The sequence below is a fragment of the Candidatus Macondimonas diazotrophica genome, assembly GCF_004684205.1.
In the GTDB taxonomy this organism is placed as follows: domain Bacteria; phylum Pseudomonadota; class Gammaproteobacteria; order UBA5335; family UBA5335; genus Macondimonas; species Macondimonas diazotrophica.
This window is the reverse complement of sequence record NZ_SRIO01000002.1, coordinates 229,060-244,701: the sequence shown is the minus strand read 5'-3', so window position 1 is coordinate 244,701 and position 15,642 is coordinate 229,060. Positions and strand designations below refer to the sequence as shown.

Sequence of the window (15,642 nt, the reverse complement as noted above, 5' to 3'; positions counted from 1 at the left end):
GTGAGATCGATCGACGTCTCCACTGAAATCCGTCTGGCAGTCCTCGGCGATTGGGTTCCTCCCCAACTCGCCGACGTGCTCGCCATACAGCGCGCCGAAGAACCGGAAACCATAGCCGTTCTGATCGGCACAGCGGCCACCGGACAACAACAGGAACGACCTGACGACAGCTTCGACTTCGCGTTGTCCGCCGCACATCAGGAGTGGCCAGGTTGGGTTTGCGAACCGCTGTGGCACGACACCCTGGCCGTCGCCGTGGCAAAGCGATCTCACTTGCTGGCCTACCACGAAGTACCCTGCCAGGAAGCGCTCAAGCAGCCGCTGATCTATGCACGATCAACGGCCGAAGCATCTTGGCGCACGGCCGCACAGAGCGCATTCGAGAACGAACTGTGGAACCGAGAAGAAGCCGTCAGTACATTCGAGGTCGCGATGACAATGGTCGCAGCGGGGTACGGAATTGCTGTGGCCCCATCCAAGAGGCTTGCCGGATATCAATGCCAAGGCATCGCTCTGCGGCCGTTGGCAAGCACACCGATGATCGTGACCGCCTACCTGATTCGACCCGATGTTTCCCTGACGGCGCCTCAAGAGAGTTTTCTTCGACGCGCTCGCTCAATGTCCTGAGCAGCCTCAGCCCCGCACGCGCCTCATTCCCGTTCAGTGACTTTCAGCAAGGCCCTGCGTCGCTTCGACAGCGGCCCAAAGGTTTCCATGACCTCGCTCATCGAATCGCCACGGGCCAGCGCATCAAGGATGTCCGCCCAATCCTGCATGATGATCTTCCGCGATGAAATGTACTTGGTGTGGTCATAGGGTGCGCGCGACGAATCCTTCTTCCGCTTCGAGTGCGCCAGTTGCAGATCGACCCGGTTCTCGGGATAGCTCAACAGGCCAAGCAGCGTAGTGGCAGTTGAGCGGAAGCCGTGCGAGGAAAACCGTCCGCCATAACCCATGCGCTCCAACACCTTGTTGAGCGTTGTGGCTGAGATCGTCTCCCCCGGCTTCCGATAGCTGGGGAACAGCACCTTGCCGCCACCCGTCAGCGTGTGCAGCTCCTTCAAGAGCGCAATCGCCTGTTTCGAGAGCGGAACGATGTGAGGATCGCGCATCTTCATGCGCCCCGCAGGCACCGTCCACAACGCACTGTCCAGATCGAACTCGGACCAGTGCGCCTTGCGCAGTTCGGCCGTGCGGACGTAGGTCAAAGCCATCAACCGCAATGCAATAACGGTGGCCCGGTAGCCCGCGTCATCCACGCCGTTCAAGAAGGTCGGAATCTCCTGCCACGTCAGCGGTGGATGATGTCGAACTCTCGGGCGCTTGACCGATCGCTTCAGCAAGGCAGATGGGTCGTTGTCACAGAGCCCTTCGCCCGACGCATATCCGAAGATCTGACCGAACCACTGTCGGATCAGGATCGCAACGGTCGGGGCACCACGCTCAACCACACGTTGAATGATGGGACGCAGGTGAGAAGCCCTGATGGCACCGAACGGCAGCTTGCCAATGTGGGGAAACACGTCCTTTTCAAGAACGGTCTTGACCTGATCCTCGTACCCTTCGCCCCACTGCACATTGCTCGCCATCCACTTGCGGGCAACTTCTTCGAATGTGTACTCGTTCTGCTCGACCTGATTGGCGATCTTTACCCGCTTCTCCAGGATCGGATCACGACCTTCACGGACCAGCGCACGCGCCCAATCGCGCTCCTTGCGTGCAGCCTCCAAGGACACCTTGGGGAAGGTGCCGATTGAGTAGTTGTGGGGAGTCTTCCCAAGGCGGTATCGATACCACCAGAGCTTGCTTCCGTTGACCTGGATACGCACGTACAGGCTACCGCCGTCCCTGAGCAGGTAGGGACGAGGACCAGGTTGCGCCGCCTCGATCTTGCGGACTGTAAGGAGGTTGAGTGCCATGTGTATAACGCCCTCCGTTCGAGTCGTTATACACACCATTATACACTTTTGCAGTGGATCGGTCTAGCTGGCAGTAGACGACAGCATACAATCAACCATTGATAATCAACGACTTACACTTCTTCCTTGGAAGTCAGCAGTCCTCAGTGGACGTCAATCGTAGTTATCGATCATCAATATCATGCTGCTTGCACCATTCGCCGGTGGATGGGCCTCACGCCAGACACATCCGAGAATGACAGGCCGAAACCGCCATTATCCGATGAATCCTTGCCCGGGGGATAGCGCCGGTCGGCCAGAGTCCGCCCGACCCGTATCCTGATCGCCTCACGCGATCATGATCTGCATCAATGCCTGCCTCGAAGCAGCGCTTTAAGGTCACACCCAGACTGACCACTTCGCAGTCATAACCGAACAAGACAAAGGTAGGTGAACCATGAAGCAGATCACGGGGCGTCGGTTGGGGGCGCTGGCTGCAGTGTCGATGATGGGCATTTGCGGGACCGCAGGCGCCTATGAAGGCGGCGACATGCTCGTGCGCGCAGGCCCCACCTGGGTCTTCCCGAACGACGACAGCAGTGCCGTACATCCCATTCCCGGCAGCGGCGTGGAAGTCCAGGACGGCATCAGCCTCGGTTTTTCCGTCACCTACATGGTGACCCCTCAGATCGGCGTGGAACTGCTGGCCGCACTCCCCTTCAAGCACGACATCAAGGGCGAAGGCAGCCTGAATGGCGTGGACATCGGCCGCATCAAGCATCTGCCGCCCACACTGACCCTGCAGTGGTATCCGCAACTGGGCGTGGACTGGGTGCAGCCTTACATCGGGGCGGGTGTGAACTACACCACTTTTTTTGATGAACAAGCCGACGGCGACCTGGAAGCCATCGTCGGGAAGACCAAGATCTCCCTCGACGATTCCTGGGGCTACGCTGTGGAATTGGGCGCGGACTGGGCGGTTTCCGACAACTGCTTCATCAACACCAGCCTCTGGTATGTCGACATCTCCACCGACGCCACCCTGAAAACGGCGGGTGCAGGCACCCTCAAGACCGATGTCGATATTGACCCGCTGGTGTTCATGCTGGGTGTAGGGATGCGCTTCTAGTCGCCGTGTTCAAGCCTCCGCAAGGGGCTTGGGGCAGGAATTCCTGCAACAGATGAGCATTGACGCCGGGAAATCCCCGGCGTTTTTTATGGGCCGGGCTTGTTGCCAAGCTCCGGCGATTCAGGTTGAATCATCCGATCGAACCAACTTCCCAGAATACGATGGAACCCAGCGAGATGAACGCGAACGCCCATTCCTTCGACGTGACCATTCAGGATTTCCCCGATCGTGTCATCCAAAGCTCCCACACGCAGCCGGTCCTGGTGGATTTCTGGGCCACTTGGTGCGGCCCATGCAAGACCTTGACACCCATTCTCGAACAGTTGGCTGAAGACTATGGCGGCGCCTTCCTGCTGGCCAAGGTGGACATCGACAAGGAAGCCGCGCTGGCCAACCACCACGGCGTTCGCAGTGTTCCGACCGTATTGCTTTACAAGGGCGGGCAACCTGTCGACGGCTTTACGGGCGCCCAGCCGGAAGGTGCGATTCGAGCGCTGCTGGCGCATCATGGCATTGAGCCGCCCCCGATCTCGGCATTGGACGAGGGCCTTCAGGCGCTTGAATCCGGCCGCTTGGATGCCGCCCAGCGTCTGCTGGAAACGGCACTCGCCGAGGAACCGGGAAACACGCAGGCCACTGTTGGGCTTGCACGGCTGGCTGCCGCACGAGGTGATGTCAAAGCTGCCCGGGACCAACTTGAAGCGCTCACCGAGGTGCAACGGCAGAGCCCAGAAGCTGGGGCCGTCAGCGCGTGGCTGGAACTCAACGCATTCATTGCCGACGGACCGCCTCCCCAAGCCCTGCAGGACATGCTGCAAAAGTGGCCAGATGATCTCGAAGCTGGTTTCCGGCTGGCCATCTGGCGTCTTCTGGCCGGCGATGCAGAAGCATCCGTCGCCGATCTGCTGGCGATCATGCAGAAAGATCGCCAGTTCCGCGATGACGGCGCGCGCAAAGCCTTGCTGCTTGTCTTCGATTATCTGGGCGCGAGTCACCCGCTCGTTCGAAAAGCGCGCGGTCGAATGGCCATGCTGTTGAACTGAATTCGGTCCCAAATCGCGCTCAGCCGGACATCCGACGCGACATTCATCCAGACCAGGGAAGGTGGAAATGGATATCCATGCCCTCGGGCGCCTCCACTTGCGGGGAGATCGGTTCGTCGATGAATTTGGCCGCGAAGTCACGCTGCGCGGCATCAACCTGGGTGGGGACAGCAAAGTCCCCTTCCCGCATGGCGGCACCCACCTTCCCTCGGATTTCTCGAATCACCGGACAGTGTCCTTCATCGGTCGTCCATTCCCACTGGCCGAAGCGGACACACACTTTCGTCGCCTGCGCCACTGGGGATTCAATAGCCTGCGGCTCCTGACCACCTGGGAGGCCATTGAGCATGCTGGCCCTGGACAGTACGACGAAGCCTATCTCGACTACTACACCCATATCTGCGAGCAAGCCGGCCACTTCGGTTTCTACGTGCTGGTCGATTTCCACCAGGATGTGTTCAGCCGGATGACCGGCGGCGACGGCGCACCCGGATGGGTCTTCGACGCCGTGGGACTCGATTTCACCCGTTTCGCAGCGGCTGACGCGGCCCATGTCATGCAGGCAGTCTATGACTATGGCGATCCGCGACCGCGCCAGCCGGAACGCTATGCCCAGATGAGCTGGGCAAATAATTACAACATGCCCGCCAATGGGGTGATGTGGACCCTCTTCTTCGGCGGTGCCCGCTTCACTCCGACCTTCCGCATCGAGGGACAAAACGTCCAGGATTATCTTCAAGGCCATTTTTTCGGCGCCCAGCGGGCGCTCGCCGAACGGCTCGCTCATCTCCCGCATGTCATCGGCTTCGATATCCTGAACGAACCGCATGGGGGATGGATCGGCATTTCCCTGAGCCGACCTCATCTGAAGAAAACCCCTGAAGACCCACGAATGGTCCTCCCGGGTGCAGCCTGGACGCCGCTCGACGCACTGGCGGTTCTTCAAGGCAAACCGCGCCAACTCCCCAACATGGTTATTTCACTGCTCCGCCTCGGTGTGGTTCAAAAAGGCACCCGAGTGGCCAATCCCAACGGAATTCGGGTCTGGCAGGCGGGCCGACATGATCCATTCGAGGCCGCGGGGGCCTATGAACAGGCCGGTGACGACGTGATCGCGCTGCGTGAGAACTTCTTTCAGCACCACAAAGGGGAAGCGGTCGACTTCTCGAACGATCATCTCGCACCTTTTTATGAACGCGCTGCCGCCAATCTCCGTGCCATTCGTCCGGACTGGCTGATCTTCGCCGAACCAGATCTGTTGGCGGATCCCGCGCACAGCTTCCCCACCCGACTTCCGGTCAACACCGTCAATGCCGGGCATTGCTACGAGGTCTCGACGCTGGTGCTCAAGCGCGTGCTCGAACCGATTGGCATCAATCTGATGCACGGGCGTGTCCTGCTGGGCCCGCGCCGAATCGAGGCGGATTATCGCCGTGAACTGTCGCAGGTCCGCCGTTGCTCCGATCGGGTAAACGGGGGCTGCCCGACGCTGATCGGCGAATTCGGCATCCCCTTCGACCTCCGCGAGGGACATGCCTACCGTGCCTTTGCCGCCGGAAACCACGGTGCCCGGCCGTGGCGTTCCCATGTGCGCGCCCTGCAACGGATGTACAACGCGTTGGATGCTCTCGGACTGAGCGCCATGCTGTGGAACTACACGGCGAGCAACCGCAACCATCTCGCGATCGGCGATGGCTGGAACCAGGAGGATCTCAGCGTCTTCAGCGAAGATCAGCGACTCGATCCGGATAATCTCGATAGTGGTGGACGCGCCCTGGACGGCTTCGTGCGGCCGTATGTCCGCTGCGTTCAAGGTCGACTCGTTCGGATGCGATTCGACTCACGGCGACGGACTTTCGAGTTGATTTTCGATGCCGATCCCACCGTACCGGCACCGACTGAAATTTTCGTTCCGGAACGCCAATTTCCAAACGGCTATCGCATCGAAGCGAATCAACTGATCATCCAGCGGGATGAGGAAAACGATGACCGTTCACGGCTCCGGCTCACGGCCTCCCGGAAAGGCCGCCACACGGTGTGCTTATCGTGTTCCAGAAATGCGTCGCCCTCGTCAGGTGGCTAAAGCCACTTGCGAGGGCGAACAATGCGTCTCGGCGCTCAGTTAGTGGAGTTGATTCTCAAAGGCGCGAAGCTGTTCTTCGGCGCGCTCCCGGGTAATGCCGTAGCGCTCCTGGATCTTCCCCAGAAGATAGTCTCGATCACCCTCCAACTGAGCGAGATCATCATCCGTGAGTTTTCCCCACTGCGCCTTGATCCGTCCGCTCAATTGCTTCCACTTCCCTTTGATCTGATCTTCGTTCATTGCATCCTCCGTAAGGTTGACCTAACTCGGCAAAAGACCGAACCAATCGCCCACCGGTTCCGATTACGAACCCACCTTCAACGCATCACTGTTGACTTTTTTCACCCCTTTTACGCCCTTGGTGATACGCACGGCCTTGTCACGCATCGCCTCACTGGGAAGCAGTCCAGCCAGCGTCACGACGCCACTCTTTGTCGAAACATTGATGTCGAAACCTTTCACCTCGTCATCCGCCAGAAGCTGCGCCTTCACCTTGGTGGTAATCCAGGCATCACCCGCCATCTGTTCCCCTTCGACTGCGGCATCCTTGGCCTTGGCGGTCGCGGTTTGAGGATTCATGGACGAATCACCGATGATCAGCGCGTTGGCCACGGCCTGAACGCCTTCAACCCCGTGAGCAACCTCCTCGGCCTTTTCCTTGGCCGTTTCGTTCGGCGCGGTGCCCCGCAACGTCACGACACCCGCCTTGGTATCGACATTGATGTTGATGCTCCGCGTTACCTCGTTTGCCAGCAGCCGCGTCTTGACCTGGGCCGTAATGGCGGCATCGTCAACGCGCTCGGTTGCGCTACGCTCGGCTGCCATCGCCGCAGGAACCATGACGAACGAGGAACAGGCTGCCAAACCAACCATCAGCGTGGTGGCCTGCATAAAGGATCTCGCTTTGCTTTGTTTTTGCATTTCACTTTCTCCGAACTTGACGTTCAAATGGCACAAAATCTTCATTCAATGACGCTCTGAATCCGAATGTTCAAACCCGATTTCTGTTTCTGAAAAAGGACAAGACAAATAAAACCAGAAAGAGAACGAACAGAACCTGGGCAATCCAGCTAGCCGTTCCGGCAACACCACTGAATCCCAGCGCGCCCGCCAGGATGGCGATGATCAAAAACATCAGGGCATAACTCAACATGATATGCTTCCTCCTGTAGTGTCCGGACTCGTTGGATGATGATGAATATCGAAAGTTCCCCTTGTTGATAATTTTGCAAAAAAAGATTCAACAGATAACCGGGAAACAAAAAACTGTCTCCGAATGACAACATGGATGACCCTGCAGCGCCAAGAAAACGGCAACGCGACCAAATCGATGTCAAGGTTAAAAGCTCGGACAGACTGAACTTGTGGAAGTTCATTTGATGGGCAGAATCGCTTGCGCGAGAGCAAAAACGAATGCCATGAGAATGGCCGTCAGGCGACTCACCCGAGAACTGAACCACGACCCGGAGAATCCAAAGCGCGCATTCGGTCTTGCAAGAAAAATGCCCCTATCCTGAGAGGCAGGGCACGCGCAGCAGCCAAACATTCACTGAAGATGGTTGGAGATGGTCGAGACAGAAGAGATAAAACGTTAATACCATCATCGACCGGGAAGCGATCCGTATACGGGCCGGTCACCCACCGGTGACCGTTTCCGACAACGCCCGCTCAAACTGCTGACGAATTCGTTTCCCGAGCCGAATCGGCGGCCATCGCCCGCACTGCGCGTGTCGGTTGAGCGATGCGTTGGGCGACATGCAGTGGAATCGCCAAGACCACACCCACACCCAGAATCTGGTGAACCAGACTGGCCAGTGACCGCAAAGCATCGTTGCCGCTGTAGTAGAGCACCAGAGCGGTACTCATCAACACACCGAGCAAGATCATCACGCTCACGCCGGTGGCACGACTGCGGCCAGCGCGCCAACCGGCTGCGACGTGCTGCCCCAGAAAGATTCCGGTGGCGATGGCCATGACATAGCCCAGGATCCCGTGATAGATCATGAGTTGGTGAAGCATGGCGTACGGTCTATGCTCTCCCGAAAAACCGCCAGTGGCGTAGTGGATGATCATCCACGCGCTCCCCGTCACTGCCAATCCGGACAAGGTCAGGTAGAGAAACAGACGTTGCCAGAGAGGAGCACTGTTCGTACGTTGCACCTCAAGCATGATCCACCTCCTTAAGCGCATCTCGGAAAGTGATAAACGTGGGCATCGAGTTCTTTAAATAGCTGCGCCACGACAGCGTCGTCCGGACGCATCAGGGTCGCGATCTTGGTCAAGGCATCGGCGTACATGCACAGGGGAGCCGTGACGGTCACGCTACCGGAAACTGCCACGGGCTGGCCGGTAACTGGATCCACGACGGCACTTGGCACGTCGGCCTGCGTATTCAGGAAGTAGCCGCCCGTGGTGGCGACGGCACAGGCGCGATACCGGCCCAATTGCCAGATCTCTGTTGGCCGTCGTGGATTGCGCAGCCCGATTTCCTGCGCCACCGGCCCAAACAGGCGCAGATCGCCGCCCGCATTGACACATCCGGATCTCACACCGTGAATGTTGAGCAGCGCGATTGCCTGATCGACGGCGTAGCCTTTGGCGATCCCGTCCAGGTTAATGGTCAGCGGCTGCTTCAGGAAAACACCGCCTTCCTCATCCAACAGCAGGTCACTCATGGTCCCCTGACGCTGCGCTCCACCCTCGATCGGCCCCTCGGGCAACACGCCGGCACGCCGTAAATGGCGCTCACAGGTAACATCGAACAGGCCCCCACTACGCTCGTACATCCTTGATGCAGCATGCAGCACGCATACGGTGCGGGGGTCGATGCGAGCCCACCGGCCTGCCGGCATTCGGTTGATGCGGCTGACATCGCTCTCGGTTTCATACCAGCTCATCAAGCGGTGAACACGTGCGACTTCCGCAAACACGGCATCGAACGTCTGGGCCGGATAGACATCTTCCGGCCCCTCCAGGGTCACTTCCACGAAGGTCCCCAAGAGCGGCTGAGCGCGTCGCCACGAGCGGAACTCAGTGCGGACGGATAGCGACATCGTAGGTAGCCAGCAGTCGGCGAACGCCATCGGTAATGTGCACACAGGACAAGGTGGCCCCAGAGATATTCTGGATGTCTTCGGTTACTTGCAGCGTATCGGCACTGGTCTTGCCCGTGAACTGGGCTCGCCACCCCACGCGGCGAACTTCGTCGCCATGGGTTTCTCGGTAATCCATGATCTCGATTTGCCGCACTGCTCCCGCATCGTCCAAGGCAACCGCATAGGTGATGAACTCATGCTTGCCGAGCACCTGATCGACCAGAAAGTACCCGCCGCTGGCCGCGCGCCAGAGCTTGAGCGAAGATTGGCGTACCTTGGTCCTGGCCCGCCGCTCGATGGCTTTCTTCTGATCGGCGCTCAACGTTATCGGCAGCGGCGTCAGTACCGTATCGGGAAACATCAGCACCTGAGCCTGCTCTACCGAGAGATACTGCACGGCGTAGCATACCGGCGACACCGCGAGCGCGGCGAAAGGGATCATCAGGAAGGGAGAACGCTCGCTCATGCCGAGCCTCCGTCGTCAGAAGTTGTAACCGACCTTCAGGCGAATCTCGCGCTTTTCGTGCTCATGCAGATGCAGATCCTCATCGCGACTTGCATCCGCGGGCCGCCCCGTCAACTGCGGCAGATAGGTCAAGGTCCACCACCAACGCTCAGCGCCATAGTGCAGGCTCGGGCCTGCGAACAGCGCATAGTGTTCACGCACATCACTGTCCGGCCAATCGGGATACTCTGAGTGATAACGCGCCTCCAGGGCCCCGAACCACTTGGGTGCAAACCGATAGGACACACCCGATGTCACCTCGAACGCCAACTCGGTTTCCCAATCTTCCTCGCCATCGAACTTGCGCACCTCGAATTCGGGCGTGAGGTTGGTTGCCCAGACCAGCTGATCGTCGAGAAAATTCTTTTGGACGATGAGCTTGGTTTCCAGCGACAGTTCCTGCTGTTCCTGGCCCGTGATCTTGAAGATTTCGGAGTAGCCGGGCTCGACATAGAGCGATAATCCGACCGGATGGGTATAGGGACTGACCAGATTGTACTTGAGGGAGGCCTGTACACCCTGGAATCCAAACCGGTCGATGTCCGGATATTCCGGCATGCCCGTTTCATCGATTGGGGCCGCGCCCTCGATCTCGTGGTGCCGCCAGTTGAGGTACAGCGAGCCAGTGAGCCGATCGGTTAGCCCGCGCTCGAATTCGATCCGATAATCTTGTGCCGCATAATCTCCCTGCCCTTTGTCCCGGCGATCGGTTGCCCATAGGTAGATTTCCCCTGCACCTTTGGGCAAGGTATCGACCCCCGTCACGTAGCCGAACAGATTTTCGTCTGCAGAGGTTGGCGCGGCATGCAGACCAACGGCCAACAACGTTCCCAGCACCGGTAGACTGGCTCTGCGGGCATGACCACCGCGTTTGGATATCTGATGCATATCAACCCCCAAAAGTTTTTTGCTAATTATTCTCCTAATGAGAATCAAACGCAATTGATATGGATCAGGCATTGCACCTGCCCACACCGGGCGATACGGGGAATCCAACGGTCCCGCCCCAGCGGTCACGAAGACGCCCCCCTATGGGTCAGCGCGCGGGCACCGCGCCCACTGGAACGGCTTCCCGCGTCCCGATCAAGGTGACCGGTTACGCCGCATTCCAGCGGGGCAAAGCGGAACTGCTGCGGGACCGTCCAGACGCCCCATCACCCCGACGAGGGAAGGCGACGGCGCAGCATCGGCACACTGCACTCTGTCCGTGAAAATCGCACCGATTGACGTGAAATCGGGACGGACGGATGCAAGCGCGCAAGATGAATCGTTCGGGTACCTGGCCTTTGCAGCGGATCTGGATAGGCACTGTCCAGACCGGCTCAGCGCCCGGTATGTCCGAATCCGCCGGTGCCGCGATCACTGGATGCAAAGGCATCGACTGGCGTCAGGCGCGCCTGGACCACGGGAACGAAGACCAGCTGCGCCAAGCGATCGAAGGGCTGGAGAGTGAACGACTCCACACCCCGGTTCCAGCAGGAAATCTTCAACTCACCCTGATAATCCGAATCGATCAGGCCGACGAGATTGCCCAGCACGATGCCGTGCTTGTGTCCCAGGCCCGAGCGCGGCAGGATCATGGCAGCGTACCCCGGATCGCCGATATGGATCGCCAGTCCGGTGTGAATCAGCGCAGTTTGCCCGGGCTCCAGAATCAACGCGTCGTCCAGACAGGCACGCAGATCCAACCCGGCCGAACCCGAAGTGGCGTAATCCGGCAAGGGATGTTGCGCGCCCAGACGGGGGTCAAGCACACGAATCTGAACTTCGAGCATCATGGAATTCCTCGGCATATCGCTGAAAACTAATGGAGCCTGCATGACCGACGCCCTGCTCGCCGCAAGCCATTTCATCGCAATCTTGGTAATGGTGACGTTTCTGTCGATCGAAACCGCGCTGGCAAGACCGGCCTGGATGCCGGCGGCTGTAGAGCGGCTGCCGCGTTATGATCGACTCTATCAATTGACGCTCGCGTTGGTTCTGATCACAGGGATTCTGCGGCTATTTGCAGGCGCCAAAGGAGCCACATTCTATCTCGCCAACCCCTTGTTTCACGTCAAGATCAGCCTGTTCGTCGTGATGATCCTGCTGGCCCTACCGGTGTCCAGGCAGTTGCGGGCCTGGCAACGGGCCCGTCGATCCGATCCGGACTGGATCCCCGCGCAACCAGCGCTGCGCAGGCTGCGCATCCTGCTGATGCTGGCGGCCCACCTGCTGGTGCTGATCCCCATCCTTGCCGCACTGATGGCCCGGGGATACGGCCTCGGGTGAATCAAGGATCGGCGAGGTGACCGGATCCGAGCGACCACGCAGCGCCCGGATTGTCGGGGATCCGGTCAATCGGCGACGCCGCGCCCCATCCGCTCGGCAATCACGTCCAGCAAGGCCACCGCGAGCGATTGCTTGGGCTGGCGCGGCAATGCGCAGGAGCCTCCGTCCCAGAACACAGTCAGCGCGTTGTCGTCGCTGTCGAAACCCAGCCCCTGATCATCGACCTGATTGGCGGCGATCAGATCCACCTGTTTACGGCGCCGCTTGTCCTGAGCGTATTCGGCTACCCGCTCGGTCTCGGCCGCGAAGCCGACCGTGAACGGCCGCCGCGCCCGGGCAGCCACCTCTGCCAGGATGTCCGGCGTGGGTTCCAGATCCAGAGTCAACACCCTGTCATGCTTCTTGATCTTCTCGCCGGCACGAACCACCGGGCGATAATCCGCCACCGCCGCCGTGGCAATGAACAGGTCGACCGCATCGACCTGTCGCATCACGGCCTCGCGCATCGCCTCGGCTTGCTCCACCCGCACATAGGTGACGCCGGCGGGTGGGGCTAAATTCACCGGACCGCTGACCAGAATCACCTCGGCGCCGGCCTCCCGGGCCGCCCGCGCGACGGCGTAGCCCATCTTTCCCGAGCTGCGGTTGGTCAGAAACCGCACGGGATCGAGCGGTTCCCGCGTGGGGCCCGCGGTAACCATCACGGTCAGACCATGCAGATCGACCCGCTGGCGCGGCGCGGCCAGTGCCCGCACGAGCTCAGTGGGCTCGAGCATCCGCCCCGCACCCGTCTCACCGCAGGCCTGCTCTCCTTCGGCGGGCCCCAGGAATCTTGCGCCACGGGCACTCAGCAGCGCGCAATTGGCCTGCGTTGCCGGATGCTGCCACATCACCCGGTTCATGGCTGGCGCGATCGATAATGGGGCTTCGCTGGCAAGACAGACCGTGCTCAGCAGATCATTCGCCAGGCCATGCGCCAGACGGGCCAGGAAATCGGCACTCGCTGGCGCAATCAGAATGTGATCAGTCCACCGCGCCAGTTCGATATGGCTCATGGCGGCTTCGGCCTGGGGATCCATCAAATGGGTACGCACCGCACGCCCGCTCAGCGCCTGCAAAGTCAGGGGCGTGATGAATGCCGTCGCCGCGTCGGTCATGACCACCTGAACCTCGGCGCCGGCCTCGCGCAGCCGCCGCACCAGTTCGGCGCTCTTGTACGCCGCAATGCCGCCGGTCACGCCGAGCAGAATGCGCTGGGGAAATGGTGCTTGTGGCGTGGCGGGCGCAGGGATCAAGACGCGCAGTCCTTGGGCTTCGAATCCATCGGCACATCCTACCCCAACACGAATCCGCGCCATAGCGCCCGTCAAGTCTCCAGCCCGTTCGCCGATAGGGCTGAGGCGCATGTCCGCTGCAGACCGCTGGCTTGCCACAACCCATGCCGCCTCCTCGACGCTCACACGACTCCGCCCGATTCACCCCAGACAACAACACCATGCGAATCACCGACTGGCCCGACTCCGAACGCCCCCGTGAAAAACTCTTGAGCCAAGGCCCGGGATCGTTGTCCGACGCCGAACTGCTGGCGATCTTCCTGCGCACCGGTATCCCCGGCCGCAATGCGGTCGATCTCGCCAGGGACTTGTTGGCTCAACACGGCGGCCTGCGCAAGCTGCTCGGTTTGTCGCGACAGGAATTCTGTCGTTCCCCAGGACTCGGCACGGCAAAATACGCCCAGCTCCAGGCGGTTCTCGAAATGGCGCGCCGGCATCTCGGCGAGAACCTCAAACGCGGCGATGTCATGAGCCAGCCCGAGACGGTGCGCCGCTTTCTGCAAAGCCAGCTGCGCGACCAGCCATTCGAAATCTTCGCCTGCCTGTACTTGGACAACCGGCACCGTGTGATCGAATTTCGCGAGCTGTTCCGTGGCACGATCGACCAGGCCGCCGTGCATCCACGCGAGGTGGTCCGCAACGCCATCGCATGCAACGCTGCTGCGGTGATTTTCTGCCACAACCATCCATCGGGCATCGCGGAGCCCAGCGCCGCGGATGAAGTCATTACGTGCCAGCTGGTCCAGGCGCTCGCACTGATCAGCGTGCGGGTACTCGACCACCTGATTGTCGGCGACGGCATCTGTGTTTCATTGGCCGAACGGGGGTTGTTACCGGCAGTCTGCCCGCCGGCTGGGGAAACTCACCGAGGATGACGCCATCGTCAGGGGGCGATGACCCGGCGTATCTCAGAAGCGCGAACCCGGCTGTTCCAGAAACGCGCGTTCGGCGTCTGTCGAGGGGCGATCCAGGATGGCGTTGCGGTGAGGGTAACGACCAAACCGCTCCACGATGGCTTTGTGGCGCCGTTCGTAATCCTGGGTTTCAGGAGGCGTATAGGCTGCGAACAACGGCTGCGCTGCCTGATGAATCCGCAGGGATTCGCTATGCATATAGGGCATGAGCAGAAAACTGCACTCGACGGGCGACAGGACCTCCAGGGCACCTGCCGCAACAGCTTCCTGTGCGAGCACCAGCGCGATGGCATCTTGAGAGAACGCATGTGGCGTGTTGCGATGCACGTTGCGGGAGAACTGGTCCAGGACGATGACTTCGGCCAGGCGGCCGTAAGCGACTCGACGCCAGTCATGAAGCTCTCCCCGCCGGGCCTGATCCCAGAGAGCGCCGAAGCGGCACGCGATTTGCGCATCCAGATCAGGGTCGACCCTCCACCACTGACGTGGCGTCAGCTCATCGAACCAGAATGTCAGGACGTTCTGATGGACCATCGAGATCGACTCCGTTGCGACCGGATGACTGCCCTGTCAATCCGGGAACTCTACGATAAAACTTTTATGAATATATTTATTCCATATAATGGATATAGGTCATCTCAGCCTGCAGGAGGAAAGTGATCATGTTGTTCCGCCAACTCTATGACCTGGATACCGGCACCTACACCTATCTGCTGGCCAGCCAGCCCGGCCGCGAGGCGGTGATCATCGATCCGGTGCTCGAGCAGATGAATACCTACGTGCAACTGCTGCGCGAGCTCGATGTCCGGCTGGTCAAGGCCATTGATACGCACACGCATGCCGACCATGTGACCGCCATGGGCCAGCTGCGCGAGACTACCGGCTGCATCACCATTATGGGCGAACAGACCCGCGCCGAATGTGTCTCCCAGCGTGTCACCGACGGGGAACTCATCGAGCTCGACGGATTGAAGCTGCGCGCGCTGTATACCCCGGGCCATACCGATGAATCCTACAGCTTTGTCATGGACGACCGGGTGTTCACGGGCGACACGCTGCTGATTCGCGGCACGGGCCGGACCGATTTTCAGAACGGCGACGCGCGTGCCCAGTACGACAGCCTGTTCAACAAACTGCTGAAGCTGCCCGAGGACACGCTGGTCTATCCGGGACACGACTACAAAGGCTGGACCGTCAGCACCATTGGCGAGGAAAAACACTACAACCCGCGGTTGCAGGTCAGATCCGTCGAAGAATACATGAACATCATGAACAACCTGAATCTGCCCAATCCCAAGTACATGGACGTGGCTGTCCCGGCCAACCTGGCCTGTGGCCAGCCGGCCTGAGGAGTTTTTCCGGTGGGTGAT

18 protein-coding genes are annotated in these 15,642 nt (G+C 60.0%); 7 read left to right on the top strand and 11 right to left on the bottom strand.

Annotation, left to right across the window (positions count from 1 at the left end):
* Positions 1–627, top strand: a 627-nt coding sequence (locus tag E4680_RS02715; RefSeq protein WP_240696088.1) for a substrate-binding domain-containing protein, incomplete at its 5' end; no start/stop codon positions are given.
* A 23-nt stretch (positions 628–650) separates the two neighbouring features.
* Here E4680_RS02715 and E4680_RS02710 read toward each other — a convergent pair.
* On the bottom strand, positions 651–1,919 hold the full coding sequence (locus tag E4680_RS02710) for a tyrosine-type recombinase/integrase (protein WP_135280825.1): 1,269 nt from the start codon (positions 1,917–1,919) through the stop codon (positions 651–653).
* A 436-nt stretch (positions 1,920–2,355) separates the two neighbouring features.
* Here E4680_RS02710 and E4680_RS02705 point away from each other — a divergent pair, with 436 nt between their 5' ends.
* The 3 genes from E4680_RS02705 to E4680_RS02695 all read left to right on the top strand — a co-directional run bounded on the left by E4680_RS02705 (position 2,356) and on the right by E4680_RS02695 (position 6,153).
* Entirely contained in the window at positions 2,356–3,027 is a 672-nt protein-coding gene (locus E4680_RS02705) for an OmpW/AlkL family protein (RefSeq protein ID WP_240696087.1), read from the top strand.
* Between the two features lie 176 nt (positions 3,028–3,203).
* A complete protein-coding gene (trxA, locus tag E4680_RS02700) occupies positions 3,204–4,070 on the top strand; it encodes a thioredoxin (protein ID WP_167792345.1) in 867 nt (288 codons plus the stop codon).
* A gap of 67 nt (positions 4,071–4,137) precedes the next feature.
* The gene (locus E4680_RS02695; RefSeq protein WP_135280823.1) at positions 4,138–6,153 is read left to right on the top strand and encodes a glycoside hydrolase family 5 protein; all 2,016 of its coding nucleotides are present in this window, start codon (positions 4,138–4,140) and stop codon (positions 6,151–6,153) included.
* Positions 6,154–6,192: 39 nt separating this feature from the next.
* On the opposite strand, the gene E4680_RS02690 is transcribed toward E4680_RS02695, so the two are convergent.
* From E4680_RS02690 to dut, 8 genes are all read right to left on the bottom strand, one after another.
* Positions 6,193–6,393: a CsbD family protein gene (locus tag E4680_RS02690; protein ID WP_135280822.1), complete on the bottom strand. Its 201-nt coding sequence runs from the start codon at positions 6,391–6,393 to the stop codon at positions 6,193–6,195.
* Positions 6,394–6,456: 63 nt separating this feature from the next.
* The gene (locus tag E4680_RS02685) at positions 6,457–7,074 is read right to left on the bottom strand and encodes a BON domain-containing protein (RefSeq protein WP_167792344.1); all 618 of its coding nucleotides are present in this window, start codon (positions 7,072–7,074) and stop codon (positions 6,457–6,459) included.
* A 70-nt stretch (positions 7,075–7,144) separates the two neighbouring features.
* Positions 7,145–7,306 carry a DUF1328 domain-containing protein gene (locus E4680_RS02680; RefSeq protein ID WP_135280820.1) on the bottom strand — a complete coding sequence of 54 codons (162 nt, stop codon included), beginning with the start codon at positions 7,304–7,306 and terminating at the stop codon, positions 7,145–7,147.
* 515 nt (positions 7,307–7,821) lie between these two features.
* Complete coding sequence (locus tag E4680_RS02675; protein ID WP_135280819.1) at positions 7,822–8,322, bottom strand: hypothetical protein; 501 nt, start codon at positions 8,320–8,322, stop codon at positions 7,822–7,824.
* A gap of 11 nt (positions 8,323–8,333) precedes the next feature.
* Entirely contained in the window at positions 8,334–9,206 is an 873-nt protein-coding gene (locus E4680_RS02670; RefSeq protein ID WP_167792343.1) for an FAD:protein FMN transferase, read from the bottom strand.
* Positions 9,184–9,714: an FMN-binding protein gene (locus tag E4680_RS02665; protein WP_135280817.1), complete on the bottom strand. Its 531-nt coding sequence runs from the start codon at positions 9,712–9,714 to the stop codon at positions 9,184–9,186. Before E4680_RS02665 ends, E4680_RS02670 begins: the two co-directional genes overlap by 23 nt.
* A 15-nt stretch (positions 9,715–9,729) precedes the next feature.
* Positions 9,730–10,641 carry a DUF6662 family protein gene (locus E4680_RS02660; RefSeq protein ID WP_135280816.1) on the bottom strand — a complete coding sequence of 304 codons (912 nt, stop codon included), beginning with the start codon at positions 10,639–10,641 and terminating at the stop codon, positions 9,730–9,732.
* A gap of 434 nt (positions 10,642–11,075) precedes the next feature.
* Positions 11,076–11,528, bottom strand: a complete 453-nt coding sequence (dut, locus tag E4680_RS02655) for a dUTP diphosphatase (RefSeq protein ID WP_135280856.1) — start codon at positions 11,526–11,528, stop codon at positions 11,076–11,078.
* A 1-nt stretch (position 11,529) separates the two neighbouring features.
* Between dut and E4680_RS02650 the strand changes: the two genes are divergently transcribed.
* Entirely contained in the window at positions 11,530–12,024 is a 495-nt protein-coding gene (locus E4680_RS02650) for a DUF2214 family protein (protein WP_205688717.1), read from the top strand.
* Positions 12,025–12,089: 65 nt separating this feature from the next.
* On the opposite strand, the gene coaBC is transcribed toward E4680_RS02650, so the two are convergent.
* The gene (gene coaBC, locus E4680_RS02645) at positions 12,090–13,382 is read right to left on the bottom strand and encodes a bifunctional phosphopantothenoylcysteine decarboxylase/phosphopantothenate--cysteine ligase CoaBC (protein ID WP_135280854.1); all 1,293 of its coding nucleotides are present in this window, start codon (positions 13,380–13,382) and stop codon (positions 12,090–12,092) included.
* 137 nt (positions 13,383–13,519) lie between these two features.
* Here coaBC and radC point away from each other — a divergent pair, with 137 nt between their 5' ends.
* The gene (radC, locus tag E4680_RS02640; protein WP_135280815.1) at positions 13,520–14,233 is read left to right on the top strand and encodes a RadC family protein; all 714 of its coding nucleotides are present in this window, start codon (positions 13,520–13,522) and stop codon (positions 14,231–14,233) included.
* A gap of 33 nt (positions 14,234–14,266) precedes the next feature.
* On the opposite strand, the gene E4680_RS02635 is transcribed toward radC, so the two are convergent.
* A complete protein-coding gene (locus E4680_RS02635; RefSeq protein WP_135280814.1) occupies positions 14,267–14,806 on the bottom strand; it encodes a DUF924 family protein in 540 nt (179 codons plus the stop codon).
* Positions 14,807–14,934: 128 nt separating this feature from the next.
* On the opposite strand from E4680_RS02635, the gene E4680_RS02630 reads away from it, so the two are divergent.
* Complete coding sequence (locus E4680_RS02630; protein WP_135280813.1) at positions 14,935–15,621, top strand: MBL fold metallo-hydrolase; 687 nt, start codon at positions 14,935–14,937, stop codon at positions 15,619–15,621.
* Positions 15,622–15,642: the final 21 nt, after the last annotated feature.

What these genes read in the sequence shown, in the direction of transcription:
- coaBC (WP_135280854.1), bottom strand. Translation starts at nt 13,382, where the DNA reads ATGGCGCGGATTCGTGTTGGGGTAGGATGTGCCGATGGATTCGAAGCC.
- E4680_RS02705 (WP_240696087.1), top strand. Translation starts at nt 2,356, where the DNA reads ATGAAGCAGATCACGGGGCGTCGGTTGGGGGCGCTGGCTGCAGTGTCG.
- E4680_RS02680 (WP_135280820.1), bottom strand. Translation starts at nt 7,306, where the DNA reads ATGTTGAGTTATGCCCTGATGTTTTTGATCATCGCCATCCTGGCGGGC.
- dut (WP_135280856.1), bottom strand. Translation starts at nt 11,528, where the DNA reads ATGCTCGAAGTTCAGATTCGTGTGCTTGACCCCCGTCTGGGCGCGCAA.
- radC (WP_135280815.1), top strand. Translation starts at nt 13,520, where the DNA reads ATGCGAATCACCGACTGGCCCGACTCCGAACGCCCCCGTGAAAAACTC.
- E4680_RS02665 (WP_135280817.1), bottom strand. Translation starts at nt 9,714, where the DNA reads ATGAGCGAGCGTTCTCCCTTCCTGATGATCCCTTTCGCCGCGCTCGCG.
- E4680_RS02650 (WP_205688717.1), top strand. Translation starts at nt 11,530, where the DNA reads ATGGAATTCCTCGGCATATCGCTGAAAACTAATGGAGCCTGCATGACC.
- E4680_RS02685 (WP_167792344.1), bottom strand. Translation starts at nt 7,074, where the DNA reads ATGCAAAAACAAAGCAAAGCGAGATCCTTTATGCAGGCCACCACGCTG.
- E4680_RS02670 (WP_167792343.1), bottom strand. Translation starts at nt 9,206, where the DNA reads ATGTCGCTATCCGTCCGCACTGAGTTCCGCTCGTGGCGACGCGCTCAG.
- E4680_RS02695 (WP_135280823.1), top strand. Translation starts at nt 4,138, where the DNA reads ATGGATATCCATGCCCTCGGGCGCCTCCACTTGCGGGGAGATCGGTTC.
- E4680_RS02635 (WP_135280814.1), bottom strand. Translation starts at nt 14,806, where the DNA reads ATGGTCCATCAGAACGTCCTGACATTCTGGTTCGATGAGCTGACGCCA.
- trxA (WP_167792345.1), top strand. Translation starts at nt 3,204, where the DNA reads ATGAACGCGAACGCCCATTCCTTCGACGTGACCATTCAGGATTTCCCC.
- E4680_RS02690 (WP_135280822.1), bottom strand. Translation starts at nt 6,393, where the DNA reads ATGAACGAAGATCAGATCAAAGGGAAGTGGAAGCAATTGAGCGGACGG.
- E4680_RS02630 (WP_135280813.1), top strand. Translation starts at nt 14,935, where the DNA reads ATGTTGTTCCGCCAACTCTATGACCTGGATACCGGCACCTACACCTAT.
- E4680_RS02660 (WP_135280816.1), bottom strand. Translation starts at nt 10,641, where the DNA reads ATGCATCAGATATCCAAACGCGGTGGTCATGCCCGCAGAGCCAGTCTA.
- E4680_RS02675 (WP_135280819.1), bottom strand. Translation starts at nt 8,322, where the DNA reads ATGCTTGAGGTGCAACGTACGAACAGTGCTCCTCTCTGGCAACGTCTG.
- E4680_RS02710 (WP_135280825.1), bottom strand. Translation starts at nt 1,919, where the DNA reads ATGGCACTCAACCTCCTTACAGTCCGCAAGATCGAGGCGGCGCAACCT.